The following is a 25,905-nucleotide window of genomic DNA, read 5'->3' on the forward strand; positions in this document are numbered from 1 at the left end:
GCATGGGGAGGCTCAGCTGGCGTCCGCAGCGTCGTCGCCGTGGACCGGGGCGGTGCGGTCCGCCAGCGGCACGACCGGGGCGGGCACGTCGAGCTCCGCCTCGGGTTCCGGTCGGACGCCGTAGAGGGCGTCGAGCGCCTGGACGAACTCGTCGCCACGCCCCGCGCGACCGAGCTCCCTGGCGCGGACCGACGGCCGGTGCAGCAGCACCCCGACCAGGTGCCGCAGCGCCCGTTCGGTCTGCTCCGCGGACTCCGGGGTGACGTCCCCGCGCCGGGTCGAGCGCTCGATCTCGGCGTCGAGGATGTCGAACACGTGCTTGCGGAACGCCACGAGCGCGGGCGTCGTCGACTGCTCCATCGCCTGCGCGCGGAACCGGGACACGGCGTCCTCGACCATGGCACGGGCCTCGGACTCGGCGTTCAGCTCGGAGACCGGCGCGTGGATGCTGATCGTCTCGAGGTCGAGGAGGTCCGTGCCCTGCACCTGTGCGGCGGCGGGGTCGACGTTCCGGGGGAGTCCGAGGTCGATGACGATGCGCCGCACGCCGTCGTCCAGGTCGGATGCCCCGATGACCGGCGTCTCGCTCGAGGTGCAGGTGATGACGACGTCGCTCGACGCGATCGCCTGGCGCAGGTCGTGCGCGGCGACCAGGTCGTGCTTGGCGGCGAACCACGGGGCGCGGCCGGACGGCGAGTAGACCTGGATCCGCTCGGCGCCGCGGTCGCGCAGGGCGGCGATCGTGGTGGCGGCGTAGCTGCCCGTGCCGACGAGCAGCACGTTGGCGCGGGCCCAGTCGGTCACGCGGGACGACGCGAGCTCGAGCCCGAGGCGGACGAGCGAGCGGCCGGCAGCGCCGATGCGCGTGCGGGTCTTGACGCCGCGGGAGGTGTGGGCGGCCTCTTGGAACAGGCGCTCGAGGTCGGAGGTGGTGGTGCCGTTGGCGCGGGCGTCCTCGAGCGAACGGCGGACCTGCCCGGAGATCTCGGTCTCGCCGATGACGACGGACTCCAGGCCGCTCGAGACGGCGAAGAGGTGCTGGACGACGTCCTTGCCGCCGAGCACGGACACGGACTCGAGGACCTCGGTGCCGACGAGCCCGCTCGCCTGGGCGACGGCCTCGACCGTGGTGGTCACCGCGGAGTCGGCGTCGTCGCCGGCGATGTCGAGGTAGGCCTCGAAGCGGTTGCAGGTCGCGAGGACCACGGCGCCGTCGAGGACGTCCGAGTCGGTGACCAGTCTGCTGGCCGCCGCGGGTGCGCCGATGCTCAGTCGCTCCAGGAGGTCGAAGCTGGCGTTGCGATGCGACGCCGTGAGACAGATGAGCACGTACTCGATGGTACCGCGCTCGGTGGGAGAATCGTGCGGTGACCGACGCATCCACAGCCGCACTGCCAGCCACGCACCCGCTCGCCGACGGACGGACCGCCGGATCGGCCCTGGTCCGGGCCCTGCGGGGTGACCGTCCGGAGACCCTGCCGGTGTGGTTCATGCGCCAGGCGGGCCGGTCGCTGCCCGAGTACCGCGACCTCCGTGTCGGCACGGCCATGCTCGACGCCTGCCTCGACCCGGCGATGGCGTCGGAGATCACGCTGCAGCCGGTCCGTCGGCACGGGGTGGACGCCGGCATCTTCTTCAGCGACATCGTCGTGCCGATCAAGCTCGCCGGTGTGGACGTCGAGATCGTCCCGGGCCGCGGACCGGTGCTCGGCTCGCCGATCCGCACGGTGGCGGACGTCGACGCGCTCGAGGCCCTCGACCCCGCCGCGCTGGCGCCGATCGCCGAGGCCGTCGCCCGCACCGTGGCCGAACTCGGCAGCACGCCGCTCATCGGGTTCGCCGGGGCGCCGTTCACCCTGGCGGCGTACCTGGTCGAGGGCGGCCCGTCGAAGGACCACATCCGCGCCCGCACGCTCATGCACGCCGACCCGGTGACCTGGTCGCGGCTGCTGGCCTGGGCGGCCGAGGTGTCGGGGACGTTCCTCCGGGCGCAGGTGCTCGCCGGCGCCTCGGCGGTCCAGCTCTTCGACTCCTGGGTGGGCTCGCTCTCGCGGGAGGACTACCTGGCGCACGTCGCACCGCACTCGGCGCAGGCCCTGTCGCACGTGGCCGACCTCGGGGTCCCGCGCATCCACTTCGGCGTCGGCAGCGGCGAGGTCCTGCGGGACATGACGACCCTCGGTGGCGACGCGGTCGCGGTCGACGCCGTCGGCGTGGACTGGCGCCTGCCGCTCGACCAGGCCGTCGAGCGGGTCGGCACCGGCGTCACCGTGCAGGGCAACATCGACCCGGCGATGCTCTCCGCCCCGTGGGAGGTCCTCGAGGCCCACGTGCGGCAGGTCGTGCGCTGCGGCGGTGCCGCCCGCGCCCACGTCGTGAACCTCGGCCACGGTGTCCCGCCGGAGACCGACCCCGCCGTGCTGACCCGGGTCGTCGAGCTCGTCCACGGCCTCGGGAGCGGCGCCGAGGCCGCCGCATGACCGAGGCGATCGTCGTCGGTGGCGGGGTCGCCGGGCTGCTCGCGGCACGTGACCTCGCCAAGGCCGGGGTGCACGTGGTGCTCGTCGAGGCCTCGGGCGCGCTCGGCGGGATGATCCGTCGGCACACCGTCGCGGGGATCGACCTCGACATGGCCGCCGACTCGTTCGCCACCAGGACGGACGCCGTCTCCTCGCTCGCGATCGAGCTCGGACTCGGCAACGAGATCGTCTCCCCGGACCCGCGCGGCGCCTGGCTGATGACGCGCGACGGCCGCACCGCCCCGATGCCGGCGACCGGGCTGCTCGGCATCCCCGGCGTCCCGATGGCGGCCGACGTGCTCGCCGTGGTCGGCCAGGGCGGTGGGATCCGCGCGCAGATGGACTCGCTGCTGCCGGCGCCCGTCGGTGCCCGGGCGACGTCGCTCGGCGCGATGGTCCGGAAGCGGATGGGCGCCAAGGTCCTCGACGACCTCGTGGTGCCCGTGGTCGCCGGTGTCCACTCCACGCACCCGGACGACCTCGACCCCGACCGGGTGGCTCCCGGGCTCCGCGACGCGCTCCTCCGCGAGGGCTCCCTCGCGCGGGCCGTCCTCGCGCTCCGTGAACGGGCGACCGCCGGGTCCGCCGTGCAGGGCATCCGCGGCGGCATCGTGCGGATCGTGGACGAGCTCATCGCCGACCTCGAGACCTGGCACGTCGACGTCCGGCTGCACACCCGCGTGACCCGGGTCGAACGGGCCGCGGTCGACGTCGTCGGCGCGGACGGCACGACCGAGCGCCTGGTGGCCGACCACGTGCTCTCCGCGGTGTCCGACCCGACACGGGCGACCGCGGCGACGCGGACGGGCATCGAGCTGGTCACGCTGGTGGTGGACCAGCCGGAACTCGACGCGGCGCCCCGCGGCACGGGCATGCTCGTGCACCCGGCGGCCACGGGCGTCCGGGCGAAGGCGCTCACGCACGCGACGGTGAAGTGGCCGTGGCTGGCCGACGCTGCCGGCGGGCGTCACGTCCTGCGGCTCAGCTACGCGACCCCGGCGGCCGACGCGGCGGACGTGGCCACGAGCCTCCCGGTCGACCCCCGCGGCGAGACGGGCGTGCGGGCCACGACGGACGCGAGCGCCCTGCTCGGCCTGCCGGTGGACGCGGCGCGCGTCCTCGGTGCCGCGTCCGTGCGCTGGCACGGCCCGGACACGCAGGCGGCGGGACTGGCCGAGGGGGTCGTCGGCATCGGCGAGGCCTCGCGAGGCCGTGGGCTCTCCGGCATCGTCACCACGACCAGGGCAGCGGTCCGCGAGCTCCTCGGTTCCTGAGCGGACCGCCGACCCGCCGAGGGCTACTGTTGGTGGAACGCCGGGTCCCTCTCGGCGCATGACACGCACACTGACTTTCGGAGGAACCATGCGAGGCAGGCTCCTGTTCGTCGCCGGCGCAGCACTCGGGTACGTCCTGGGATCGCGAGCCGGCCGGGCGCGCTACGAACAGATCAAGACCGTCAGCGGCAAGATCTGGAACAACGACAACGTCCAGAAGAGCGTGCACGGCGTCGAGGAGTTCGTCGCCGACAAGACGCCGGACGTCGCCGACTTCATCGGTGAGCAGACCAAGAAGGTCGTCCGCAAGGTCGGCCAGAAGAAGGACGCACCGACCTCATGACCGACACGCGTGACCGGAAGTCGCGATCGCTCTTCGGTCTCGTCGGGGACGTCCCCCAGCTCGTCAAGAACCTCGTCAAGGGTGAGATCGCGCTGCTGAAGGCCGAGCTGATGGGGAAGGCGAAGGTCTTCGCCCTCGCCGCCGGTCTCCTCATCGGCGCGCTCGTCATCGTGCTGTACGCCATCGGCGTGCTGCTGACGGCGGCCGTCATGGGCCTCGCGACGATCATGCCTGCGTGGCTCGCCGCGCTCGTGCTCGCGTTCGTGATGCTCGTCGTCGCCGCGATCCTCGGGTTCGTCGGCTGGAAGCGGTTCAAGAAGGGGCTGCCGATCACGCCGAAGCGCACGATCGACAGCGTCAAGAACGACATCAACGCGGTCAAGGGCCTGGGCAAGAAGCCCACGCCCGAGGTCCAGCACGCGTCCCGCAAGCCGGACGTCAGCGGCCGGTTCTGACGTCCGACGTGACGACCGTTCCCGCACCACACCGAGGAGTCCCAGTGACCGACCAGCACGACGACATCGCCGACCGCGTCGCGACGACCCGCGCGCAGCTCTTCGACACCCTCGACGCGATCGAGGACAAGCTCAACCTGCCGAAGCAGCTCGGCATCGCGGCGTCGAAGGTCAAGCGCGGCGTCGTCGAGAAGCGCCCCGAGTACCTGGCCGGGGTCGCAGCGGGCGTGACGGTGGTCGGGGGTATCGTCGTGCTGGTACTCCGACGGCGGTAGATCCGACAGGGGTCGCCCGCGGTCACGGGGTGCTCGCCGGTGTGGGGACCGGCGACGACACGTTCCTTGCAACCGATAGGACAATGGACCTCATGAGTTCCACCGTGCCCGCGCACGACAGCACCAGCCCCGACAGCACCGCCTCGAACGACAGCACCGCCCCGCACGACAGCACCACCCCGCACCACGGCTCCTCGCCACACGAGACCGCGCCGGACTCGGGCATCGACCCGAACCTGCTCACGGCCTACGCGCTGTGGGCCGTGTTCCGCCGCCCGGTCGGCGCGGTCACCCGCGTCGGTGACGAGGGCGTGGCCGAACTCGACGCCGTCGTCGCCCGCGGCGCCCAGCACGGCGTCACGATCCGCGGCTTCTACGACGTGTCCGGCTTCCGCGCCGACGCCGACGTGATGATCTGGCTGCACGGCGACGACGCCCAGGCGATCCAGGCCGTGCTGCGCGACGTCCGCCGGACCGAGCTCTTCCAGGACGCCGAGCCGGTCTGGCACGCGATGGCCATGCACCGCGAAGCCGAGTTCAACAAGCGGCACACGCCGGCGTTCCTCCGTGGCAAGGACCCCGAGGCCTGGATCACGGTGTACCCGTTCGTCCGGTCCTACGAGTGGTACCTCCTGCCAGAGGAAGAGCGCTCGAAGATGCTCCGCGACCACGGCATCCAGGGCGCCAAGTACCGCCGCGTCCTGACGAACACCATCGCGTCCTTCGCGCTCGGCGACTACGAGTGGATCCTGCCGCTCGAGAGCCCCGACCTCGTCGACCTCGTCGACCTGATGCGCGACCTCCGCTACACCGAAGCCCGCATGCACGTGCGCGAAGAAGTCCCCTTCTACACGGGTCGTCGCGTGACGACCGCCGAACTCCCGGAGGTGCTGTCATGACCGACACCAGCCAGATCTCGAACGGTCGCCCCGTCCTCGCCGCCACGGCAGCTGCCGCGTCCGGCCCCGAGCACGTCGAGGTCCCGACGGCGTACGACGCCATCCTGCTCGCCGGGTTCGGTGGCCCCGAGGGCCAGGACGACGTCATCCCCTTCCTCCGCAACGTCACCCGTGGCCGCGGGATCCCGGACGAGCGACTCGAAGAGGTCGCCCACCACTACCGGCACTTCGGCGGCGTCAGCCCGATCAACGCGCAGAACCGTGCGCTCAAGGCGGCACTCGAAGCCGAGCTCCAGCGCCGCGGCATCGACATGCCCGTGCTCTGGGGCAACCGCAACTGGGACCCGTACCTGGCGGACGCCTTCAAGGAAGCAGCCGACAAGGGCTACGGCAAGCTCATCGCGATCGCCACGAGCGCGTACTCCTCGTTCTCCAGCTGCCGCCAGTACCGCGAGGACTACGCCCGCGTGCTCGACGAGACCGGCCTGATCGACACGATCCAGATCGACAAGGTCCGGCAGTTCTTCGACCACCCGGGCTTCGTGCAGCCGTTCGTCGACGGCGTCCGCGACGGCCTGGCCCGCGCGATCGCCGAGAACGACGGCCTCGACGTCGCCACCGAGCTGCGCATCCTGTTCTCCACCCACTCGATCCCGTCCACCGACGCCGCCAAGTCGGGTCCGGACTTCCGTGGCTTCGGCGACGGTGGTGCGTACGCCGCCCAGCACGAGGCCGTCGCGCAGGTCGTCCTCGACCAGGCCTGGGCCGAGCTCGTCGAGCAGCCGGAGCACGCGCACCTGCAGGGCACGACGAAGCCCACGTGGAAGCTCGTCTACCAGTCGCGGTCGGGCCCCCCGACGCAGCCGTGGCTCGAGCCCGACATCAACGACTACATGAACGAGGAGCTCAAGGGCGGTCCCACCCGCGCCGTGCTCATCGTCCCGCTCGGCTTCGTCAGCGACCACATGGAGGTCATGTGGGACCTCGACGAAGAGGCCACCGAGACCGCCGGTGAGCTCGGCTACTGGTCGCTCCGCACGCAGACGCCCGGCATCGACCCGGCCTACGTCGCGGGCCTGATCGACCTGGTGCTCGAGCGCGTCAACGGCGTGCCCACGTCCGAGCGTCCCCACGTCACGGACATCGGCCCCTGGTACGACGTCTGCCGTCCGGGCTGCTGCGAGAACGAGCGGGCCGGGTTCAAGCCGGCTGCCGCGGGTCTGGCGCCGTGACCGAGGACACCCCGACGCCGATCCGCCTCGGCACCCGCGCCAGTCGTCTGGCGGTCGCCCAGTCCCAGGACGTGGCCGACCGCCTGGCGAGCGCGTCCGGGCGGCCCGTCGAGCTGGTCACCGTGACGAGCGAGGGCGACACGAACCGCGCCTCCCTCGCGAGCCTCGGGGGGACCGGCGTCTTCGCCAGCGCCCTGCGTGAGGCCCTCGTCGCGGGAGAGGTCGACGTCCTCGTGCACTCGCTCAAGGACCTGCCCACCGCGCCGTACCCGGGGCTGACGATCGCCGCCGTGCCCAAGCGCGCGGACGCCCGCGACGTCCTGGTCGCCAGGAACGCCGCGACGATCGACAGCCTGCCCGAGCACGCCAAGGTCGGCACGGGGTCGCCCCGTCGGGCCGCCCAGCTCCGCGCGAAGCGCCCGGACATCGACGTCGTCGACATCCGCGGCAACATCGACACCCGGCTCGGTCGCGTGCACGACGACCTCGACGCCGTGGTGCTCGCCGCCGCCGGGCTCAGCCGCATCGACCGTCTCGCCGAGGCCACCGAGCTGCTCGACCTCGGCTTCTGGCCGAGCGCGCCGGGCCAGGGCGCGCTGGCCATCGAGACCCGCGCGGACGAGACCGACCGCACCCTGCTCGCTGCCCTGCGCAAGATCGACCACGCCCCGACCCGTCTCACGGTGGCCGCGGAGCGCGAGGTCCTCGCCAAGCTCGAGGCCGGCTGCTCCGCGCCCATCGGGGCCACGGCCATCGTCGACGGCGAGATCCTGCTCGTCTCCGCCACGGTCTACCGCCCCGACGGCGCCGAGTACCGCACGTCGTCCCACGCAGCGGTGCTCGACGGCACGCCGCAGGACCGCCTGGACGAAGCGCTCGAGGTCGGCGGCCGTGTCGCGACCGAGCTCCTCGAGAACGGCGCGGGCGAGCTCGCCGACCTGGCCGACACCGTCGCCGAGGACACCACCGACGGCCCGTACACCGCCGGCCCGGGTCTCGCGACCCCGGCAGAGTAGGACGGCCACCACGAACTCCGCCGCCCCCGCCACGGACCAGGACCCACCCCCGGTGGTCCTCGTCCCGCGCGGTGGCGCGTGGGGTGACCGGGTCGCCGCAGCGGCACGGGAGCGCGGGCTCGACCCCGTGGTCGTGCCGCTCATCACGACCGAGCCGCCGGCTGACGCAGCGGACCTCGACCGCGCCGTCGGTCGTCTGGTCGCCTCCAGCACGGACAGGAGGCCCTCCTCGGCCCCGTCCGGCGGTGACCGACCCGACATGGCCGGGTACACCTGGCTCGTGGTGACCAGTGCGACGGCCGTCACCGTGCTCGCCGGACGTGTGCCGAGCCTCCCGTCCGGACTGCTGGTGGCGGCGGTCGGTGCGGCGACCGCGCGTGCCGCCCGTGCTGCCGGGTGGCCCGTCGACCTCGTGCCGCAGGACGCCTCCGCTGCCGCCCTCGTCACCGCCCTGCCGGACACGGACGGCACCGTCCTCTTCCCCCGGTCGGAGATCGCCGCACCGACGCTCGTCGACGGCCTGCGCTCCCGCGGCATCGCCGTCGACGACGTGGAGGCCTACCGCACCGTGGGGACCGGCGACGAGCCGGTCGCCCTCGACCCGCCGCCCGACGCGGTGCTCGTGACGAGCGGCAGTGTCGCCAGCGAGATCGCCCGCCGGATGACCCCGCTCGACCCCCGGACCCTCGTGGCCTGCATCGGTCCCGGCACCGCCGACGACGCCCGGTCTGTCGGCCTGCCGGTCCACGCGGTCGCTCCCGCCAGGTCCGCCGAAGCCCTCCTCGACGCCGTCGTCGAGGCACTGCACCAACCCGACCCCCACCAGGAAGGTCACTCGTGACTGGACGCTTCCCGCAGGTCCGCCCCCGACGACTGCGCGCCACCCCCGCCATGCGACGACTCGTCGCCGAGACCCGGCTGCACCCGGCCGAGCTCGTGCTGCCGATGTTCATCCGCGAAGGCGCCACCGAGGCCATCGACATCTCGAGCATGCCGGGCGTGCAGCAGCACTCGCTCGACTCGTTCCGTCGGGCGCTCGTTGGTGCGGCGGAGCAGGGCGTCGGCGGGGTCAACCTGTTCGGCGTGCCCGTCACGAAGGACGCGAACGGCTCCGGCGCGACCGACCCGGACGGCATCCTCAACGTGGCGATCCGCGTTGCTCGCGAAGAGGTGGGCGACGCCCTCGTCGTGCAGTCCGACCTGTGCCTCGACGAGTTCACCGACCACGGGCACTGCGGCGTGCTGGCGGCCGACGGTTCGGTCGACAACGACGCCACGCTGCTGCGCTACCGCGACATGGCCGTCGCCCAGGCCGAGGCGGGCGCCGAGCTCGTCTGCATGAGCGGCATGATGGACGGCCAGATCGCCGCCGCGCGGGACGCCCTCGACACCGCCGGGCACGCCGGCACCGCCCTGCTCGCCTACGCCGCCAAGTACGCGTCCGCGTTCTACGGCCCCTTCCGCGAAGCCGTGTCGTCCTCGCTCGTGGGGGACCGCCGGACGTACCAGATCGACGCCGCGAACGGACGACAGGGGCTGCGCGAGGTCGCACTCGACGTCGACGAGGGCGCGGACATCGTCATGGTGAAGCCCGCGATGAGCTACCTCGACGTCCTCGCCGAGACCGCGGCGACCTCGCCCGTGCCGGTGTGGGCGTACCAGATCTCCGGGGAGTACGCGATGATCACCGCGGCCGCCCAGAACGGCTGGATCGACCGCGACGCCGCCGCGATGGAGTCGCTCGTCGGCATCAAGCGTGCCGGTGCCGACGCGATCCTGACCTACTTCGCCGTGGACATCGCGCGGAAGCTCAACGAGGACGCGGGCCTCCGCACCTCCGGCAGCACCGCGGACGTCGCCGGCATCGCCTCGACCGGGAAGGCCCCCGAATGACCACGGCACCCACCACGAACGGCCAGCTCTTCAGCCGTGCGAAGAACAGCATCCCCGGCGGCGTGAACTCGCCGGTCCGCGCGTACGGCTCGGTCGGCGGCACGCCCCGCTTCCTCGTCGCCGCGAAGGGCGCGTACGTCACCGACGCCGAGGGCCGCGAGTACGTGGACCTCGTCGCGTCGTGGGGTCCGGCGATCCTCGGGCACGCCCACCCGGGCACCGTCGAGGCCGTGCAGCAGGCAGCCGCGCGGGGGTTGTCCTTCGGGGCGTCGACGCCGGGGGAGACCGAGCTCGCCGAACTCGTGAAGCAGCGGGTGTCGGTCGACGGCGACGGTCCCATCGAGAAGCTCCGCATGGTGTCCACCGGCACCGAGGCCACGATGACGGCGATCCGTCTCGCCCGCGGCTACACGGGCCGTGACCTCCTGGTGAAGTTCGCCGGGCACTACCACGGCCACTCCGACTCGCTGCTGGCCGAGGCCGGTTCCGGTGTCGCGACCCTGGCGATGCCGGGCAGCGCGGGCATCACCGCCGAGACGGCCGCACAGACGCTCGTGCTGCCGTACAACGACCTCGACGCCGTGCGCGCCGCGTTCGACACCCACTCCGAACGCATCGCCGCGGTCATCGTCGAGAGCGCCGCCGCCAACATGGGCGTCCTGGCGCCCGACCGCGGCTTCAACCGCGAGCTGGCCCGGATCACGCAGGCACAGGGCGCGCTGCTCATCGTCGACGAGGTGCTGACCGGCTTCCGTGTCGGTGCGGCCGGCTGGTGGGGCCTCGAGGCCTCGAAGGTCGTCCCCGACGGTGCCGGGTGGAAGCCCGACCTGATCACGTTCGGCAAGGTCATCGGCGGCGGCATGCCCCTCGCGGCCCTCGGTGGCCGACGCGAGGTGATGGACTTCCTCGCCCCGCTCGGCCCCGTCTACCAGGCGGGCACCCTGTCCGGGAACCCGCTCGCGGTCGCCGCGGGCATCGCCACGCTCCGGGCCGCGACGCCGGAGGTCTACGCGCACCTCGACCGCACCGCTGCCGCCATCGCGGCGGCGACGAGCGAGGCGCTCTCCGCCGAGGGTGTCGCCCACAGCGTGCAGCGTGCCGGCAACCTGTTCTCGTTCGCGTTCTCCGAGCAGGCGCCGCGCAACTACGACGACGTCCGTGCGCAGGACGTCTGGCGGTACGCGCCGTTCTTCCACGCCATGCTCGACGCCGGGGTGACCCTGCCGCCGAGTGTGTTCGAGGCGTGGTTCGTCACCGCGGCCCACGACGAGCGTGCGGTCGGGCGGGTGCTCGACGCGCTGCCGGCTGCGGCGAAGGCAGCGGCAGCAGCGACGGTCTGACGCGGGGGCCGCGCGGGCGGCTCACCGAGACGCCGGCGTCTTGCGGGTGGGCGATGGCGAGACGCCGACGTCTGACTGAGACACCGTCGAGACGCTGAGACGCCGCCAAAATCCGCGGCGTCTCGGCGTTGGCGGGGCGTCTCGTCGAGACACCGGCGTCTCGAGTCACCCTGACGACCCGGGCCACATCGAGACGGGGGCGTCTCGGGTGTGACGGTCCTGTCGGCACCGAGACGCCGGCGTCTTGCGCGTGGGCGTTGGCGAGACGCCGGTGTCTGGCCGAGACGCCGCCAGAGTCTCGAGACGCCGCTGAAACCGGCGGCGTCTCGGCGCTGGGGAGGCGTCTTGTCGAGACACCGGCGTCTCGAGTCTCCCTGACGGTCCTGTCGGCACCGAGACACCGGCGTCTCGAGTCACCCTGACGATCCGGCGCGGACGGTCTGAGGCGGGGGAGGCTCGGCCGTCTCACGCCCCGCGCGACGGCCGGGAGGCTCGGCCCGGCTCCGCAGCGCGACGCGCGTGCCAGCGGCCCCCGTCCCGCGTGATGGCGAGGGGGAAGTCGAACGCGTGGGACACCGTCGCCGAGGTGATGACCTCGTCCGCAGGCCCCTGCGCCACCGCGGCGCCGTCCCGCAGCAGGAGCGCGTGCGAGGTCGACGTCGGCAGGTCCTCGAGGTGGTGGGTGACCATCACGCTCCCGAGCGCAGGGTGCCGCTGTCGCAGGGCGTCGACGGTGTCCAGCAGGTGCTCGCGGGCGGCGACGTCGAGTCCGGTCGCGGGTTCGTCGAGCAGCAGCAGCTCGGGCTCCGCCATGAGCGCCCGGGCGATGAGCGCACGACCGCGTTCCCCCTGCGAGAGCACGGGCCAGCGGGCCTCGCTCCGTGCGGAGAGCCCGACGTCGGCGATGTGCTGCTCGGCGCGCTCCACCTGGTCGTCCGTGGGGGACCACCGCGTCATCAGGTCGGTCGTGCCCGTCAGCCCGGTGAGCACGGTCTCGCGGACGGTCAGCGGCGACAGCATGCGGTGGCGTGGGTCGACGTGCCCGATGCGCTCGCGGAGGGCTCGGACGTCGACCCGACCCAGGCGCTCCCCGAGGATCTCGACGGTCCCGCCAGAGGGGTGCCCGGTGGCGCCGAGCACGGCGAGCAGCGTCGACTTGCCGGCGCCGTTCGGCCCGAGGAGCGCCCAGTGCTCCCCGCGCCGGACGGTCAGGTCGATGTCGTGCAGCAGGTCACGGCCCGAGCGTGTCACGCGGACACCCTCGGTGTGCAGGAGGACGGAGTTCACCGTCCCATCGTCGCCCATCCGGAGACCGGTCACGGCTCCGGCTCCGGCTCCGGTCCCGGTCCCGGTCTCCGTCGCGGGGGTCAGGCCCGCGCGGCGCGGAGCGTCTGCAGGTGGTCGTCCAGCGTGCGGGCGAGTGCGCGGATCACGGCAGCGGCCGCTTCGCCGTCGCGCCCGGTGACGGCGGCACGGAGCGGGTCGAGGGCCTGCTTGACGTCCCAGAAGATGAACTCCTCGGCGGTCAGGGCGAGGAACTGCACGCGCGGGACGAGCGAGCTCGTGAACGTCTCGAGCAGCGCGTTGTCGGTCGCACGCACGAGCAGGACCAGCAGGGCGGTGAGGTCGCGGTTGACCGCGCGGTCCTCGGCCTCGGCGTGGGTGCGGAGGTCCTCGATGATCCCGAGCGCTGCCTTCTCGCCGGCGGCGTCGAGCTGCGGGACACCCCAGCGGGCACCGAGCTCGGCGAACCCGAGCATCACCTGGAGGGCGTCGTCGAACTGCTTCGCCGAGGGGGTGGCGATGCGGGTGTAGCGGTTCGCCTCCATGTCGACGAGGCCGTAGTCGACGAGCTTCGCGATGGCCTCGCGGATCGGCGTGCGGCTGACGCCGAGCCAGCGGACGAGCTCGTCGTCGTTGAGCCGTTCCCCGGCCTGGAGCGTGCCGTCCTGGATCGCAGCGAGCATCTTCTCGAGCACCACGTCGCGCAGCAGCTTGCGCGGGGAGTTCTCGACGGTCGACTTGGGTACCGGCATTCCGGACTCCTCACGTGACGGACGGTCTTGTATCCCACATCCTAGCGACGCATTCGGCAAACGCTTGCGGAATACGGGGCGCGGGGCTCACCGATGGACGTCGACGATCGTCCGACCGTGCACGGCGCCGGCGAGGACGTCCGGCCCGAGGGCGATCGCGTCCTCGAGCCCGACCGTGCGGGTCACCCCGGCGAGCAGGCGCGGGTCGAGTTCGGCGGCGAGCAGGTCCCACGCCTGCCGACGGAGCGCAGCGGGGGCGTCGACCGAGTTGATGCCGAGCAGGGAGACCCCGCGCAGGATGAACGGCAGGACGGTGGTCGGCAGCTGGACGTCCTGTGCCAGCCCGCACGCCGTCACGGCCCCACCCCACCGGGTCGCCGCGAGCAGGTTCGCGAGGGTCGCCCCGCCGACGCTGTCGACGGCTCCAGCCCACGCGGCCTTCTGCATCGGCTTGCCCGGTTCGCCGAGCGTGGCGCGGTCGATGACGTCCGTCGCGCCGAGCGCCTGCAGCGACGCCCGGTTGGTCATCCGCCCGGTGGAGGCGGTCACCGCGTACCCCCGGGCCGCGAGCAGCGGGATCGCGACCGAGCCGACGCCGCCGGACGCGCCGGTGACCACGACGGGGCCGTCGGTCGGGGTCACGAACCGAGCGAGGGCCAGCACGCTCAGTGCCGCCGTGAAGCCGGCCGTGCCGATGGCGGCGGCGAAGTCGTCGGACACGGCATCGGGGAGCACGACGAGCGACGCCGCGGGGACGACCGCCTGCGAGGTCCAGCCGCCGTGCCGGGTCTCGCCCGCGCCGGCACCGTTCAGCGTGACCCGGTCACCGATCACGACGTCGTGCACGCCCGGCCCGACAGCGGCGACGGTGCCGACCACGTCCACGCCGGGCACGAGCGGGTCGATCCTGGCGACGCCGGGGTCGCCCGCGAGCGCGAGACCGTCCTTGTAGTTCACGCTCGAGTACGTGACGTCGACCAGCGCCTCGCCCTCGCCGGGGTCGGGGACGTCGACCTCGGTGACGGTCGGGGCGGCGGAACGGGAGACGAGGACGGCGCGGCTCATGCGCCGGACGCTACCCCGAGCCTCCCGGCCGGGTGCGACAGCGACCGCCGACGCGACGGCGACCAGCGGCGCGACGGCGACCGCCGGCGCACCCAGCACGATCAACCGAACAGGATCGCGGCCTCGTCGAAGCGCGACTGCGGCACGGTCTTCAGCTCGCCGAGCGCGTCCTCGAACGACACGTGCACGATCTCGGTGCCGCGCAGCGCGACCATGCGCCCCCAGCGCTGCTCGACCACGGAGTCCACGGCGGCGAGTCCGAGCCGCGTCGAGAGCACCCGGTCGTACGCCGTCGGCGTGCCACCGCGCTGGATGTGGCCCAGCGTGGTCGCCCGGGTCTCGATGCCGGTCATCTCCTCGATGAGCGGCGCGAGGCGCTCGCCGATCCCACCGAGCCGCGGACGGCCGAAGGCGTCGAGGCCGCGCTCCGAGTGGGCGTTGTCCTCGTGGTCGGGGACGAAGCCCTCGGCGACGACGACGAGCGGGGCGCGTCCGCGGTCGTACGCCGAGCGGACCCACGAGGCGATCTGGTCGAGCGACGTCTTCTGCTCGGGGATCAGGATCGCGTGCGCGCCCGCGGCCATGCCCGACTGCAGCGCGATCCAGCCGACGTGCCGGCCCATCACCTCGGCGACCATGCACCGCGAGTGCGACTCACCCGTGGTGCGGAGGCGGTCCATGGCCTCGGTCGCGATCTCCACCGCGGTGTCGAACCCGAACGTGTAGTCCGTCGCGCCGAGGTCGTTGTCGACGGTCTTCGGCACACCGACGATCTTCAGACCGGCGTCCGTCAGGCGCTTCGCCGCAGCCAGGGTGCCCTCGCCGCCGATCGCGATGATGGCGTCGATGCCGTGCCGGGTGAGCACGCGCTCGATGTTCTCGACGCCGCCGTTCGGGCCCTCGAAGGGGTTCGTGCGGCTGGTGCCGAGGATGGTCCCGCCCTGCTTGGCGATGCCCTGGATGTCCTTGCGCCCGAGCGGGACGATGTCGCCCTCGACGACGCCGCGCCAGCCGTCCCGGAAGCCCACGAACTCGTACCCGTGGATCGCGATGCCCTTGAGGACCGCAGCCCGGATGACGGCGTTGAGGCCGGGGCAGTCGCCGCCGGAGGTGAGGATGCCGATGCGCATGGGGAGACTCCGATGTCGGGTGGGTGGGACTGGACCCATCTTGGCTGACGGTGGTTTCGCTTACCATCCCTGTCATGCAGCAGGTCCGTCTCGAGTCGCGTCACGCAGGCGGCGCGCGTCTCGACACGGTCTACCGCCCAGGAGGCCCCCTCGACCTGGCAGCGACCCTCCGGCCCCTGCAGCGCGGCTCCGGCGACCCGGCCTTCCGTGTGGTCGGCTCCGACGTGTGGCTCGCGCTCCGGACGCCGGAGGGGCCTGCGTCCGTGCTGCTCCGGCGCACTGGGGACGCGGTGGCGATCTCGGCGTGGGGCGACGGCGCCGCGTGGGCGCTCGAGCACGCCCCGGACCTGCTCGGTCGCGGGGACGACTGGTCCGACCTCGACGTCACGGCGCACCGGTTCCTGGCCGACGCCCGCCACCGGCAGCCCGGGCTCCGGCTGTGCCGCACGAACACCGTCGTCGCGATGCTCGTGCCGGCGATCATGGAGCAGAAGGTCACCTCGCGGCAGGCCTGGGGCGCGTGGCGGTACCTGCTGCGGCGCCACGGTACCCCGGCTCCGGGGCCGGCACCCGACGGCATGGTCGTGCCGCCGTCCGCTGAGCAGTGGGCCCGCATCCCGAGCTGGGAGTGGCACCGTGCGGGCATCGAGCCCGGACGCAGCGCCACGGTGATGCGGGCCGTCAAGGTCGCGGCGTCCCTCGAGCGCACCCTGTCCCTCGGCCGCGGCGGCGCCGTCGTGGCCGCGCGGCTGCAGTCGGTCCCGGGCATCGGGGTGTGGACGGCCGCCGAGACCACCCAGCGTTCCCACGGCGACCCGGACTCCCCGAGCGTCGGGGACTTCCACGTGCCGGCGCTCGTCGGGTGGGCGCTGACGGGCGGCCCCGTGGACGACGACGGCATGCTCGAGCTGCTCGAGCCGTGGCGCGGACACCGGCACCGGGTCGTCCGGTTGATCGGCGGCAGCGGCTTCCGGAAGCCGGCGTTCGGACCGCGCATCACGATCCAGGACCACCGCCACCACTGAGCAGGCGGGGGACAGAACGGTCGGTGGAGTTGCGGACTGCATCACCGGTCGGTCCGTCGATAGCGTCGTGGACGGGGAGACGAAGGGGTCGTCCCCCCGGAGAGGGGAACCATGGGCCATCGAGAACAGGCCGGAGGGCCGACCCGACGTCAGCTGCTCGCGTACGCGGGAGCCGCTGCCGGAGCCGCCGCCGTCGGGACGATCGGCTTCGGAGCGACACCGGCGTTCGCAGCAGTCGCGTGGCGATACCCGTTCACCAGCGCGTACCCGGTGTCGAGCGGGTTCGGCCCGCGACCGTCGCCGGGTGGCGTGGGCAGCACGAACCACCAGGGCATCGACTTCGCCGCGGCGCAGGACACCCGGATCCACGCGGTCGCGAGCGGGACCGTCATCTTCACCGGCGTGTCCGGCGGGTACGGCAACCTGACGAGGATCCAGCACGCCGACGGCTACGTCAGCTACTACGGCCACCAGAACCACATCGACATCGCGAAGGGCGCATCCGTGTCCGCCGGCCAGTTCATCGGCCGGGTCGGCACGACGGGCGACTCCACTGGCAACCACCTCCACCTCGGGGTGACCCTGAACGGGACCTTCATCGACCCGGCGCCGTTCATCATCGGCGCGCCCTACGCGAACGACTCGACCGCGCCGTCGACGCCTCGGGACGACGACTTCACGATCATCAAGTCGCCCGGTCGCGGCGCCGCGGTGCTCGGCGCCGGCTACTTCCGGGCACTGCCGACCGAGGAGTTCGAGACCTGCGCGAGGGCGCTGTTCGGCGACCCGGTCATCGGCAACGACCGGCAGTTCGACGTCTGGAAGTCGATCGCCATCAGCGGCACCGCGGCCTGACCTCACGACACTTCGACACGAGCAAGGAGAACACCCATGCAGCTCATCCAGTCCACCAACCGCGGCATCGCGATCATCGGCCCCGGGTACTACAAGAGCCTGAAGGAAGGCGAGGAGGTCACCCAGGCCGTCAACCTGTGGGGCAACCCGACCATCGGCAACGATCGCCAGTTCGACGTCTGGAAGGCGATCGCCCTGCAGGGCACGTCCGCGTGACCCGCTGAGAGCGCCGCCGCGACGTCCATGGACGGTGCGGCGGCGTTCTGCTGGGCTCAGTCGAGGATGTCGGCCGGGCCCAGTGCGCTCTGGAGCCGGGCGCTGACGGACCGCAGCGTGTCCGCGTCGCCCGCCACGGGCCTCCAGAACAGTTGCTCGAGTGCCGCGGTGTGTGCGCGGATGCCGGCGAGCACTGCGCGACGCCCGTCGGGGGTCATCACGACCCAGCTGCCACGGCCGTCGGTCGGGCAGTCGGTGCGCTCGACGAGGCCTCGGGACACCATGCGGGTGACCTGGTGGCTGACGCGCGACTTCTCCCAGCCGATGCCCGCCGCGACGTCGCGGACACGCAGGCGGTGGTCGACCTGGCGGTGCAGACCGATGAGGATCTCGAACTCGGGCGTGGAGATCCCGGCGCCCTGCTGCACGGCGTGGTCGAGGGCCCGGTCCAGTCGTCGCCAGACGTCGTGGTACGCGTCCCACGTGGCCCAGTCACGGTCCACGTCGCCCTGCTTCGACATGTCGTCAGCGTATCCATGCGGACGGGCACCCGCGTCCATCCGGACGGCCACCCGTCGGCAGGATCATCCCTCGGGATGACGCTCAGCTGACTCTTCGCCGTCGTCCGGCGCGCTCCGAGGTCATGCCGGTGGGTCGCCATACGATCGATCCATGGCGACCGCTCGACTCCAGGACTGCACCGACGACGTCGTCGCCCTCGTGCGGCGGTGGGTCGCCGCGTCCGCCGAGGTGAAGCCCGACCCGGGTGCCGCACGCCTGGCGGCGGTCCTGCGCGACGAGCAGGGTCTCGACTTCACGCTCGGGTTCGTGGACCGGGTCGTCCGGCCAGAGGACCCGCGGGTCGCCGCCCGGCAGCTCGAGGAGATCAGCCAGGACGTCCCCGACGAGCTCGCGTGGTACCTCCGCGGTGCGGTGACGCTCGGCGGTGGCTTCGCGACGATGGCCCCGTGGGCCGTGGTCCCCACCGCCCGTCGGATCCTGCGCCGGATGGCCGGGCACCTGGTCGTCGACGCCGCACCGGCCAGGCTCGGACCGGCCCTCGCGAAGGTCGCTGGCGGCGCGACGGTGCTCGACGTGCACCTGCTCGGGGGGACCGTGCTCGGGGTGGCGGAGAGCGACCGCCAGCTGCAGCGCACGATGGACCTCGTCCGCCGCGACGACGTCGACCGCGTGACCGTCTCGGCCGGAACCGTCGTGCCAGCGATGTCGCTCTGGGCGTTCGACCAGACCGTGGAGCGCATCGCCGACCGGCTCGAACCCCTGTTCCGGCTTGCGGCATCGACCCCGGGCACCGAGGGCCGCCCGACCACGTTCGTCACCCTCGACACCGAGGACCACCACGACCTCGACGTGACCGTCGCCGCGTTCCGGCAGCTGCTCGACCGAGACGAGTTCCTCGAGCTGCCCGCCGGCGTCCTGCTGCAGGCCGCCCTGCCGGACACCGCCGGTGTGCTCGAGTCCCTCACCGAGTGGGCCGTCGCACGTCGCGCCCGCGGCGGGGCACCGATCACCGTCCGGCTGACCGAGGGCGCCTCGCTGGCGACCGAGCGGGTCGACGCCCTGCTGCACGACCGGCCGCTCGCGACGTGGGGCAGCGCGACCGAGACCACGACCGCGGCCCTGCGGCTGCTCGACACCGCGCTCACGCCGGAGCGCACGGACGCCGTGCACGTCGGGGTCGCCACGCAGGACCTCTTCACCGTGGCCGCCGCGTGGGTGCTCGCCGGACGGCGCGGGGTGACCGACGCCGTGGAGGTCGAGATGCAGCTCGGCATGACCGCGTCACACGCCGACGCCGTGCGTGCCGACGTGGGTCGCATCGTGCTGTCCACCCCGGTGGTCCACCCCGACGAGTTCCGCTCGGCGATCGCGTACCTGGCCCGACGGCTGCAGCAGAACGCCGACCCCCAGGGCACCGCGGCCAGCGCGTTCGAGATCGACCGCGACCAGGCCGCGTTCGAGCGGGCGCACCAGCGCTGGACCACCGCCGTCGCCGCGCTCGAAGCGCCCGTGGCGGCGACGCACCGCACGCAGGACCGCCGTCGTCCACTGGGCGAGCCGGTGCCCGTGGTGCCGACGACGACCACGCCGGACACCGACCCCACGGTCCCCGCCAACCGACGCTGGGCCGCCGACGTGCTGCGTCGTGTCCCGGCGTCGAAGGCCGGAGCGCAGACGATCCGCGGTTCCCGGGTGCTCGACCGCACCAAGCTCGAGCGGATCATCCGCAGCACCGCCCAGGCCGGCGTCAACTGGGGCCGACAGGACCCCGTCGACCGCGCCGAACTCCTCGAGCTGATCGCCCACGAACTCCAGACCCGTCGCGCCGACCTGGTCGAGGCCGCGGTCGCCGAGACCGCTGCCACGCTCACCGAGGCCGACGTCGAGGTCAGCCAGGCGGTCGACCACGCCTACATCGCCGCCGAGCAGGCCCGCGGGCTGCTCGAGGTCACCGACGCGGCGTTCGTGCCCCCGCGCCTGACCGTGGTCGCACCCTCGTGGGACTCCCCGATCGCGGCTGCCGCCGGTGGGGTGCTCGCCGCGCTCGCCGCGGGCAGTGGCGTGCTGCTGAAGCCGGCACCCGAGGCCAAGCGCACCGGGGCCGTCCTGGCCGACGTGCTCTGGGACGCCGGGGTGCCGCACTCGCTCCTGCAGCTCATCGACCTCGACCAGGACGTCCTCGGCCGCCAGCTGATCGCGCACCGGGCCGTCGACCGCATCCTGCTCACGGGGTCCACCGAGACGGCGCGGTCCTTCACGTGGTGGCGCGCCGGACTCCCGCTCACCGCGGACACGACCGGCAAGAACGCGATCGTGGTCACCCCGTCGGCGGACTTCGACCTGGCCGTGCGGGACGTCGTCCGTTCGGCGTTCGGGCGTGCCGGTCAGCAGCGGACGGCGGCGTCCCTCGTGGTGCTGGTCGGTTCCGTGGGCGAGAGCGAGCGGTTCCGTCGGCAGCTCGTCGATGCCACGCGCTCCCTCCTGGTGGCCTGGCCCGACGACCCTGCAGCGCAGATGGGTCCGCTCGTCCACGAACCAGCCGGTGCCGCACTGCGCGGGCTCACCGAGCTCGGCCCGGGGGAGACCTGGCTCGTGCAGCCGGAGGCGCTCGACGACTCCGGCAGGCTCTGGTCGCCGGGCATCCGCGACGGCGTCCGACCCGGCAGCGCCTTCCACCAGACCGAGTACGGCGTGCCGGTGCTCGGCATCATGCGCGCCGACACGCTCCGCGAGGCGATCGCCATCCAGAACGACACCGACTTCGGTCTCACCGCCGGGCTCCACTCGCTCGACGTCGACGAGGTCGCCGACTGGCTGCACCGCGTCCGGGCCGGCAACCTCGTCGTCAACCGCCCCACCACGGGGTCCGTCGTCCGACGCCAGCCCACCGGTGGCTGGAAGCGATCCGCGGTCGGCCCCGGGACCAAGCCCGGCGGGCCGTCGTACGTCGCGTCGCTCGGACGGTGGGAGCCGGTCAGGCGCACCGCGCACCAGAGCATCCAGCTGCACGGGCTGCCGGCGCGGGTCGCCGCGGTCATCGAGGCCGCCCGCAGCGGACTGCGGTTCGAGGAGTTCGACCAGGTGCGGGCGGGCGCACTCAGTGACGTCCGGGCACGGAAGACCCGGTTCGGCACCGCGCGGGACACCGCCGGGCTCGGTGTCGAGCGGAACGTCGTCCGCTACCGGCCCCAGTCCGTGATCCTGCGCCAGGCCGAAGCCGCCTCCAACGGTGACTTCGTCCGGGCGCTGGTCGCCGCGACGGCCGCTCGTGCCCACGTCCTGCTGAGCACGGCCCGCCCGCTGCCGGGTCCCCTCACGCAGCTGCTGGCGGCGAACCGACCGCCGCTCGACGTCGTGGACCACCTCGTCGAGTCGGACGAGGAGTTCCTCGCCCGCGCGGAGTCGGGTGCGGTGTTCCGCGACAACTGGTCGAACCCGACCGACGAGCCGCAGGACGCCCTCGACATCGTGCTCTCGCAGGCGCGTGAGCAGCCGAAGCACACGGCGTTCGGTGGCCCTGGTGCGCGCATCCGACTGATCGGCGGGGACACCCTGGCGCTCGAGGAAGCGCTGGGTGCCAGCATCGACGTCGCGATCTTCGACGCACCGGTCGTCGAGGCCGGCCTGATCGAGATGTTGCCGTACCTCCGCGAGCAGTCCGTGTCGGTCACCACGCACCGCTTCGGCTCGATCGACCCCCGGTTCGCGGCCCTGCGCATCTGAGCCGGATTAGCTGGCTGGTGCGTTCCCGCGCTGCAGCACGCTGACCAGCCCGCTCACGTCCGGTTTGTAGTCAGGCTCGAGCTCGGCACGCCACTGCCCGTACAGTTCGTAGGCTCGCAGTGCGACGGCCGGGTGCAGTCCGTCGGCCGTGAGGGCAGCCACGTCGGCGGCCCGCGCGTCGAACGGGGTCGGCAGTCGGTGGTGGACGGTGCCCGTCGCCAGGTCGGCCGTCTCCATGGACCGGACCAGCGCCTCCCGTCCGATCCCCAGTACCAGGTGCAGGCCGATCAGCAGGTTCCCGCGGCCGAGTCGGACCGCGGCGAGGGCCGCGTCGAAGCGGACCGCCAGATCTGCGGGAGGGCGTGGCAGCACCGGTGGCGGGCCGTCGATCGTCAGGTCGACACGGCGCCCGTCGGCGGTGACGAGGCGGAGCTCGTGCGCGGTCGTCCCGCGGTGCTCCTGCCATGCCCAGAGCCGTGCGGCGAGGACCCGCTCGACGTCCAGCGGATGGCGGATGCGGACGCGGACGCGGACGTCGAGGTCGCTCCACCGATCGAGGTCACCGGCACGCGTCACCGACCCGTACGCGGAGACGGACTCCACCGGGAGCACGCTGACGAGGTGTTCGAGCAGGTCCTGCTGCCAGCCGGTCATGTGCCCAGTCTGCCGATGGGGTCGGGCGGCTGCTGGTGGAGGCCGACGGGCGCTGGTTCCCCTCGCCAGACATGACGGATCCGGTCGGCGGAACGCGCGTTCCGCCGACCGGATCCGTCAGGTCTGTGAACGAAGACCCATCAGTCCTCGGTGTCGCCCTCGTCCTCGGGCTCGACGCCGGTCTCGTCCATGCGGTCGCGCAGGTGGTCGGCCATCGACGCGGCACCTTCGGTGCCGTGGTCGTGGTTCACCTGCTCGATGAGGCCGGACAGCTTCTCGTGGTTGGTCGCGTCCGTGGCGCCGTCCATGACGGGTTCGGTCTGCTCGTTGTCACTCATGATCTGGACGCTACGCGCGGATCCCGTGCGCGCCCGTCGGCCTGTCCACTCTGTCCCTCGAACTGGGGGAGACAGGTGCTCTGTCCCCCTTTCGGTGGACCGGCTAGTGTCGTCCCCAGCGAGCCACACCCGATCGGCGGTTCCCCTGACTGCCGCAGGTTCGCACGAAGCATCGACGCTCCGGCCCCTCTGGAGCGTCCCTGCGCCCGGGCCGGAGCGCCCTTGCTCGGATGCCTCCGGATCAGCGCTTCCGGCCGGTCCCCACGAGGGCGATCTCGGCCACGGCCAGGCCCGTCGCGAGCCAGAACTGCCGCGTGCCGATCCGACCCCACCGGCCGCCGAGCAGCATCAGCGGCAGCATCGTGACCGCGTGCCCGGCGTCGATCGCTGCACCGAGGGTGTGGGCGTTGCCGGAACCCGCACGGAGGAGCAGGACCGCCTGCACGAGGTGCCGCGCCCCGAGGACGCGGTGGAACGCCGCCGTGCCGCTCGTGGCGTCGACCGCACGACGGGCGTTGGCGAGGTGCGCGACGCCGAGCCCGGCGCGGACGCCCTCGACGACGGTCTGACGCTGCATGAGAGCGGCGCGGACCGCGCGCTGGCGGCTCATCGTCGGCGCCCTGCTGCGACGGCGACGGCACCGACGATGCCGAGCGCGGCACCGATGATCCCGTTGCCGAGACGACGGTTCTCGACCCACCAGGTCTGCGGCGACCACGCGTGCGCGTTGTCGTCGAACACACCGTGTGCGCCGTGGTCGCCCTCGACGGGTTCGTAGAGGTTCGACGGCAACGACTGGCCGTCCTTCGACGCGATCTGCTGCCCGGACACCAGGGTCTTCGCGGCGTACCAGTCGGCGAAGCGCCCGCTGATCCGGTTCCCGAGGATCGTGTAGACGGTTGACTCGCCGACCCAGGTCCGGCGGCGCGGGCGCTCGGCGGTGGCGGCGATGGCGCGGGCCCCGACCTCGGGCTGGTAGATGGGTGCGACGGGCTGCGGGTGGTGCGGCAGCTGCGACTTGACCCAGTTGAACTGGATCGTGTTGAGCGCGGGCATGTCGACGCGGGACACCTGCACCTTGCTGCCCTGCTCGATGAGCTCGGAGACGACCGACTCGGTGAAGCCGACGATCGCGTGCTTCGCACCGCAGTAGGCGGCCTGCAGCGGGATGCCCCGGAAGCCGAGCGCCGACCCGACCTGGATCACGTGCCCGCGGTCGCGCGGGACCATGCGGGTGAGTGCGGCCCGGGTTCCGTTCACGAAGCCGAGGTAGGTCACGTTCAGGGCCCGCTCGAAGTCCTCGGGCGCGGTGTCGAGGAAGCGGCCGAAGACACCCACCATGACCCCGTTCACCCACAGGTCGATCGGGCCGAGTTCGGCCTCGATGCGGTCGGCGGCGCGCTCGACGGCCTCGCGGTCGGCCACGTCCACCGAGAGCGCGAGTCCACGCTGTCCGGCGGCCACGACCTCGGCGGCCGCGGCGTCGACGCCCTCCTGGCCGCGGGCGATCACGGCCACGTCCCACCCCTTGGCGGCGAGCTCCCGCACCGTCGCTCGTCCGAGTCCTGCCGAACCACCGGTCACCACTGCCACACGTGTCATGCCTCCAGTTGTACGCACGCCCGGGCGCCGCCACTCAGCGATGTCCCCCGGGCGCGCTGTCCGGCGAGCAGACTGAGCACCATGACCACCCACGAGGACGACGTCATCGAGGAAGCCCCGCCCTCCTGGGTGCTGCGGACGCCGACCCGGCGGCGGGAGGTCTGGCCCCTGCCGGCGCTCGCAGCGGCTCTCGCCGTGGTGCTCGTCGTCATCCCCGTGTGGCTCGGTGGCCCCGTCTCGATCGTCGTCGGTGTCCTGTCCGGCGTCCCCGTGGGGGTCGGTGCAGTCATGTTGGCCGTCGCCGGACGGACGGCCTACCGGGAGCAGTCGCGCGCGGCGTCCTGGAGGTTCCACGTCGTGGGGACAGTCCTCGGGTTCGGCGCGGCGACGATCCTGGCCCTCGCCGGCCTGGTGAGGGGCCACTTCATCGGCGTGGGTTCCGGCGGCGTCTTCATGGCCTGGCAGGTCTTCCAGTTCGCTCGCTCGGTCCCGAGGCTCGACCGGCTCGTCGCTGCCGTCTGCGCGACGGCGCTCGCCGCGGGTGCAGTGACCCTCGCGGTGCTCGGCGTGGTCCTGCCGGACGTCCCGGAGGCGCGCCAGGCCGTCTGGATCGGCCCGGGGACCCTCGTCGCGGTCCTGGCCGCAGTCGTCGCCGTCGTCCAGTTCCGTGCGGCCCGCACAGCGCCGCTCGAGTGAGCGAGCCGAACTAGCGCCGTCAGCGCCCGGCGCCGAACCGCGTCGTCACACCGGGGGAGTAGAGCACCGAGTCCGGCGCCAGCGACGTCAGCGCGAGCGGCAGCCCCGCGGCACCGATCAGGTCGTCCCGCAGCGTCGCGACCGTCCCGCGGTGCAGTGCCCACGGCTCGTGCTCGTTCGGCCAGTACCGCGTCGCGCCGGCCCGCCGCACGTGCATGCCCCACCGCGCCGTCAGGAAGGTCTCGAGCGTGCTCGGCTCCGCGATCGCCTCGCCCACGTCGACCTCGACGAGGGACCGCAGGTGGGACCCGTGCCGCCGCGTCGCGTACCCGACGCGACCGTCACCGGAGCGGTACTCGGCGTTCGCCCACCAGTACGGCAGGCCGGTGGCCACGCGGGCACCGATCGTCGGCAGGAGCTTCCCCGCGTCGAGCGACAGGAACACCACCCCGTGCTGCCCGCGCTCGTCCACCGTGTAGACGCGCACGTTCACCTCGACGAAGTCGCCGATCGACCCCGTCCGTCCGAGCGGCCCGAGCGGCGGGAAGCGGGTGTCCTCGAACCGGAACCCGATGAGGCCCACCCAGGTGGTCACCCCGTCGTCCACCCCGTCGACGCTCATCGTGTCGGGCCGCGTGCCGGCGGGCAGCAGGGGTGCGACGGCGGACACGTCGACCCGCCAGTGCACGAAGACGACGTCGAGCCAGTCCTGCGAGATCCAGGGACGGCCCGTCAGGCCGGGGGCAGCGGACGGGAGGCTCGGTGCGGCTCCCGCAGGTCGGGTGTCGGTCAAGTGA

27 protein-coding genes are annotated in these 25,905 nt (G+C 72.9%); 16 read left to right on the forward strand and 11 right to left on the reverse strand.

Translation table 11 applies throughout. From position 1 onward, the window contains the following. Window positions 1-12 precede the first annotated feature (12 nt). Complete coding sequence (locus ITJ54_RS07270; protein ID WP_194626913.1) at window positions 13-1,329, reverse strand: glutamyl-tRNA reductase; 1,317 nt, start codon at window positions 1,327-1,329, stop codon at window positions 13-15. Window positions 1,330-1,367: 38 nt separating this feature from the next. Between ITJ54_RS07270 and hemE the strand changes: the two genes are divergently transcribed. The 11 genes from hemE (at window position 1,368) to hemL (ending at window position 11,246) form a co-directional block, all read left to right on the forward strand. Then, window positions 1,368-2,480 carry a uroporphyrinogen decarboxylase gene (gene hemE / locus ITJ54_RS07275; protein WP_323741623.1) on the forward strand — a complete coding sequence of 371 codons (1,113 nt, stop codon included), beginning with the start codon at window positions 1,368-1,370 and terminating at the stop codon, window positions 2,478-2,480. After that, complete coding sequence (locus tag ITJ54_RS07280) at window positions 2,477-3,793, forward strand: protoporphyrinogen/coproporphyrinogen oxidase (RefSeq protein WP_194626915.1); 1,317 nt, start codon at window positions 2,477-2,479, stop codon at window positions 3,791-3,793. The genes hemE and ITJ54_RS07280 overlap by 4 nt, the downstream gene beginning before the upstream one ends. Window positions 3,794-3,881: 88 nt before the next feature. Further along, window positions 3,882-4,136 carry a hypothetical protein gene (locus ITJ54_RS07285; RefSeq protein ID WP_071278748.1) on the forward strand — a complete coding sequence of 85 codons (255 nt, stop codon included), beginning with the start codon at window positions 3,882-3,884 and terminating at the stop codon, window positions 4,134-4,136. Beyond that, window positions 4,133-4,591, forward strand: a complete 459-nt coding sequence (locus tag ITJ54_RS07290) for a phage holin family protein (protein WP_194626917.1) — start codon at window positions 4,133-4,135, stop codon at window positions 4,589-4,591. Before ITJ54_RS07285 ends, ITJ54_RS07290 begins: the two co-directional genes overlap by 4 nt. Window positions 4,592-4,635: 44 nt before the next feature. Next, window positions 4,636-4,866 (forward strand): hypothetical protein, encoded by a 231-nt coding sequence (locus ITJ54_RS07295; RefSeq protein WP_194626919.1) that lies wholly within the window; start codon window positions 4,636-4,638, stop codon window positions 4,864-4,866. 92 nt (window positions 4,867-4,958) lie between these two features. Further along, on the forward strand, window positions 4,959-5,765 hold the full coding sequence (gene hemQ, locus ITJ54_RS07300) for a hydrogen peroxide-dependent heme synthase (RefSeq protein ID WP_228508726.1): 807 nt from the start codon (window positions 4,959-4,961) through the stop codon (window positions 5,763-5,765). Further along, window positions 5,762-6,997 (forward strand): ferrochelatase, encoded by a 1,236-nt coding sequence (locus ITJ54_RS07305; RefSeq protein ID WP_194626921.1) that lies wholly within the window; start codon window positions 5,762-5,764, stop codon window positions 6,995-6,997. The genes hemQ and ITJ54_RS07305 overlap by 4 nt, the downstream gene beginning before the upstream one ends. Then, window positions 6,994-8,013 (forward strand): hydroxymethylbilane synthase, encoded by a 1,020-nt coding sequence (hemC, locus tag ITJ54_RS07310; protein ID WP_194626922.1) that lies wholly within the window; start codon window positions 6,994-6,996, stop codon window positions 8,011-8,013. The genes ITJ54_RS07305 and hemC overlap by 4 nt, the downstream gene beginning before the upstream one ends. A gap of 52 nt (window positions 8,014-8,065) precedes the next feature. Further along, window positions 8,066-8,854, forward strand: coding sequence for a uroporphyrinogen-III synthase (locus ITJ54_RS07315; RefSeq protein ID WP_194626923.1), 789 nt, complete (start codon window positions 8,066-8,068; stop codon window positions 8,852-8,854). Continuing rightward, entirely contained in the window at window positions 8,851-9,906 is a 1,056-nt protein-coding gene (gene hemB / locus ITJ54_RS07320) for a porphobilinogen synthase (protein WP_323741624.1), read from the forward strand. The genes ITJ54_RS07315 and hemB overlap by 4 nt, the downstream gene beginning before the upstream one ends. Continuing rightward, the gene (gene hemL / locus ITJ54_RS07325) at window positions 9,903-11,246 is read left to right on the forward strand and encodes a glutamate-1-semialdehyde 2,1-aminomutase (protein ID WP_194626924.1); all 1,344 of its coding nucleotides are present in this window, start codon (window positions 9,903-9,905) and stop codon (window positions 11,244-11,246) included. The genes hemB and hemL overlap by 4 nt, the downstream gene beginning before the upstream one ends. A gap of 465 nt (window positions 11,247-11,711) precedes the next feature. On the opposite strand, the gene ITJ54_RS07330 is transcribed toward hemL, so the two are convergent. From ITJ54_RS07330 to ITJ54_RS07345, 4 genes are all read right to left on the reverse strand, one after another. Beyond that, the gene (locus ITJ54_RS07330; RefSeq protein ID WP_323741625.1) at window positions 11,712-12,533 is read right to left on the reverse strand and encodes an ABC transporter ATP-binding protein; all 822 of its coding nucleotides are present in this window, start codon (window positions 12,531-12,533) and stop codon (window positions 11,712-11,714) included. A gap of 80 nt (window positions 12,534-12,613) precedes the next feature. Then, window positions 12,614-13,282: a GntR family transcriptional regulator gene (locus tag ITJ54_RS07335; protein ID WP_194626926.1), complete on the reverse strand. Its 669-nt coding sequence runs from the start codon at window positions 13,280-13,282 to the stop codon at window positions 12,614-12,616. An 87-nt stretch (window positions 13,283-13,369) separates the two neighbouring features. After that, the gene (locus ITJ54_RS07340) at window positions 13,370-14,347 is read right to left on the reverse strand and encodes an acryloyl-CoA reductase (RefSeq protein ID WP_194626927.1); all 978 of its coding nucleotides are present in this window, start codon (window positions 14,345-14,347) and stop codon (window positions 13,370-13,372) included. Between the two features lie 101 nt (window positions 14,348-14,448). Beyond that, a complete protein-coding gene (locus ITJ54_RS07345; protein WP_071278774.1) occupies window positions 14,449-15,477 on the reverse strand; it encodes a 6-phosphofructokinase in 1,029 nt (342 codons plus the stop codon). A gap of 74 nt (window positions 15,478-15,551) precedes the next feature. Here ITJ54_RS07345 and ITJ54_RS07350 point away from each other — a divergent pair, with 74 nt between their 5' ends. The 3 genes from ITJ54_RS07350 (at window position 15,552) to ITJ54_RS07360 (ending at window position 17,573) form a co-directional block, all read left to right on the forward strand. Next, on the forward strand, window positions 15,552-16,502 hold the full coding sequence (locus ITJ54_RS07350; RefSeq protein WP_194626928.1) for a DNA-3-methyladenine glycosylase family protein: 951 nt from the start codon (window positions 15,552-15,554) through the stop codon (window positions 16,500-16,502). 111 nt (window positions 16,503-16,613) lie between these two features. Next, a complete protein-coding gene (locus tag ITJ54_RS07355) occupies window positions 16,614-17,357 on the forward strand; it encodes a M23 family metallopeptidase (protein ID WP_194626930.1) in 744 nt (247 codons plus the stop codon). 36 nt (window positions 17,358-17,393) lie between these two features. Next, the gene (locus ITJ54_RS07360; protein ID WP_194626932.1) at window positions 17,394-17,573 is read left to right on the forward strand and encodes a hypothetical protein; all 180 of its coding nucleotides are present in this window, start codon (window positions 17,394-17,396) and stop codon (window positions 17,571-17,573) included. Window positions 17,574-17,629: 56 nt separating this feature from the next. On the opposite strand, the gene ITJ54_RS07365 is transcribed toward ITJ54_RS07360, so the two are convergent. Beyond that, window positions 17,630-18,094, reverse strand: coding sequence for a MarR family winged helix-turn-helix transcriptional regulator (locus tag ITJ54_RS07365; RefSeq protein ID WP_194626934.1), 465 nt, complete (start codon window positions 18,092-18,094; stop codon window positions 17,630-17,632). 151 nt (window positions 18,095-18,245) lie between these two features. On the opposite strand from ITJ54_RS07365, the gene ITJ54_RS07370 reads away from it, so the two are divergent. Continuing rightward, window positions 18,246-21,818: a proline dehydrogenase family protein gene (locus ITJ54_RS07370; RefSeq protein WP_194626936.1), complete on the forward strand. Its 3,573-nt coding sequence runs from the start codon at window positions 18,246-18,248 to the stop codon at window positions 21,816-21,818. 6 nt (window positions 21,819-21,824) lie between these two features. Here ITJ54_RS07370 and ITJ54_RS07375 read toward each other — a convergent pair whose 3' ends face one another. The 4 genes from ITJ54_RS07375 to ITJ54_RS07390 all read right to left on the reverse strand — a co-directional run bounded on the left by ITJ54_RS07375 (window position 21,825) and on the right by ITJ54_RS07390 (window position 24,412). Further along, the gene (locus ITJ54_RS07375) at window positions 21,825-22,472 is read right to left on the reverse strand and encodes a hypothetical protein (RefSeq protein ID WP_194626939.1); all 648 of its coding nucleotides are present in this window, start codon (window positions 22,470-22,472) and stop codon (window positions 21,825-21,827) included. Window positions 22,473-22,612: 140 nt separating this feature from the next. Further along, on the reverse strand, window positions 22,613-22,810 hold the full coding sequence (locus tag ITJ54_RS07380) for a hypothetical protein (RefSeq protein ID WP_194626941.1): 198 nt from the start codon (window positions 22,808-22,810) through the stop codon (window positions 22,613-22,615). A gap of 241 nt (window positions 22,811-23,051) precedes the next feature. Next, window positions 23,052-23,420: a hypothetical protein gene (locus ITJ54_RS07385; protein WP_194626943.1), complete on the reverse strand. Its 369-nt coding sequence runs from the start codon at window positions 23,418-23,420 to the stop codon at window positions 23,052-23,054. Then, on the reverse strand, window positions 23,417-24,412 hold the full coding sequence (locus tag ITJ54_RS07390) for an SDR family oxidoreductase (RefSeq protein ID WP_194626945.1): 996 nt from the start codon (window positions 24,410-24,412) through the stop codon (window positions 23,417-23,419). Before ITJ54_RS07390 ends, ITJ54_RS07385 begins: the two co-directional genes overlap by 4 nt. 81 nt (window positions 24,413-24,493) lie before the next feature. Between ITJ54_RS07390 and ITJ54_RS07395 the strand changes: the two genes are divergently transcribed. Then, on the forward strand, window positions 24,494-25,108 hold the full coding sequence (locus tag ITJ54_RS07395) for a hypothetical protein (protein ID WP_194626947.1): 615 nt from the start codon (window positions 24,494-24,496) through the stop codon (window positions 25,106-25,108). Between the two features lie 19 nt (window positions 25,109-25,127). Here the strand turns inward: ITJ54_RS07395 and ITJ54_RS07400 are convergent, their stop codons facing one another. Beyond that, entirely contained in the window at window positions 25,128-25,901 is a 774-nt protein-coding gene (locus ITJ54_RS07400; RefSeq protein WP_228508728.1) for a YqjF family protein, read from the reverse strand. Window positions 25,902-25,905 lie beyond the last annotated feature (4 nt).

Origin of the sequence: Curtobacterium sp. VKM Ac-2865 (assembly GCF_015350905.1) — a bacterium.
Lineage (GTDB): Bacteria > Actinomycetota > Actinomycetes > Actinomycetales > Microbacteriaceae > Curtobacterium.

Excerpts from the sequence above, each read along its gene's own strand:
- ITJ54_RS07380 (WP_194626941.1), bottom strand. The coding sequence starts at position 22,810 with ATGAGTGACAACGAGCAGACCGAACCCGTCATGGACGGCGCCACGGAC.
- ITJ54_RS07385 (WP_194626943.1), bottom strand. The coding sequence starts at position 23,420 with ATGAGCCGCCAGCGCGCGGTCCGCGCCGCTCTCATGCAGCGTCAGACC.
- ITJ54_RS07355 (WP_194626930.1), top strand. The coding sequence starts at position 16,614 with ATGGGCCATCGAGAACAGGCCGGAGGGCCGACCCGACGTCAGCTGCTC.
- ITJ54_RS07335 (WP_194626926.1), bottom strand. The coding sequence starts at position 13,282 with ATGCCGGTACCCAAGTCGACCGTCGAGAACTCCCCGCGCAAGCTGCTG.
- hemL (WP_194626924.1), top strand. The coding sequence starts at position 9,903 with ATGACCACGGCACCCACCACGAACGGCCAGCTCTTCAGCCGTGCGAAG.
- ITJ54_RS07305 (WP_194626921.1), top strand. The coding sequence starts at position 5,762 with ATGACCGACACCAGCCAGATCTCGAACGGTCGCCCCGTCCTCGCCGCC.
- ITJ54_RS07350 (WP_194626928.1), top strand. The coding sequence starts at position 15,552 with ATGCAGCAGGTCCGTCTCGAGTCGCGTCACGCAGGCGGCGCGCGTCTC.
- ITJ54_RS07280 (WP_194626915.1), top strand. The coding sequence starts at position 2,477 with ATGACCGAGGCGATCGTCGTCGGTGGCGGGGTCGCCGGGCTGCTCGCG.
- ITJ54_RS07360 (WP_194626932.1), top strand. The coding sequence starts at position 17,394 with ATGCAGCTCATCCAGTCCACCAACCGCGGCATCGCGATCATCGGCCCC.
- ITJ54_RS07390 (WP_194626945.1), bottom strand. The coding sequence starts at position 24,412 with ATGACACGTGTGGCAGTGGTGACCGGTGGTTCGGCAGGACTCGGACGA.
- ITJ54_RS07375 (WP_194626939.1), bottom strand. The coding sequence starts at position 22,472 with ATGACCGGCTGGCAGCAGGACCTGCTCGAACACCTCGTCAGCGTGCTC.
- ITJ54_RS07340 (WP_194626927.1), bottom strand. The coding sequence starts at position 14,347 with ATGAGCCGCGCCGTCCTCGTCTCCCGTTCCGCCGCCCCGACCGTCACC.
- ITJ54_RS07365 (WP_194626934.1), bottom strand. The coding sequence starts at position 18,094 with ATGTCGAAGCAGGGCGACGTGGACCGTGACTGGGCCACGTGGGACGCG.
- ITJ54_RS07345 (WP_071278774.1), bottom strand. The coding sequence starts at position 15,477 with ATGCGCATCGGCATCCTCACCTCCGGCGGCGACTGCCCCGGCCTCAAC.
- hemQ (WP_228508726.1), top strand. The coding sequence starts at position 4,959 with ATGAGTTCCACCGTGCCCGCGCACGACAGCACCAGCCCCGACAGCACC.
- ITJ54_RS07395 (WP_194626947.1), top strand. The coding sequence starts at position 24,494 with ATGACCACCCACGAGGACGACGTCATCGAGGAAGCCCCGCCCTCCTGG.
- ITJ54_RS07285 (WP_071278748.1), top strand. The coding sequence starts at position 3,882 with ATGCGAGGCAGGCTCCTGTTCGTCGCCGGCGCAGCACTCGGGTACGTC.
- ITJ54_RS07290 (WP_194626917.1), top strand. The coding sequence starts at position 4,133 with ATGACCGACACGCGTGACCGGAAGTCGCGATCGCTCTTCGGTCTCGTC.
- ITJ54_RS07370 (WP_194626936.1), top strand. The coding sequence starts at position 18,246 with ATGGCGACCGCTCGACTCCAGGACTGCACCGACGACGTCGTCGCCCTC.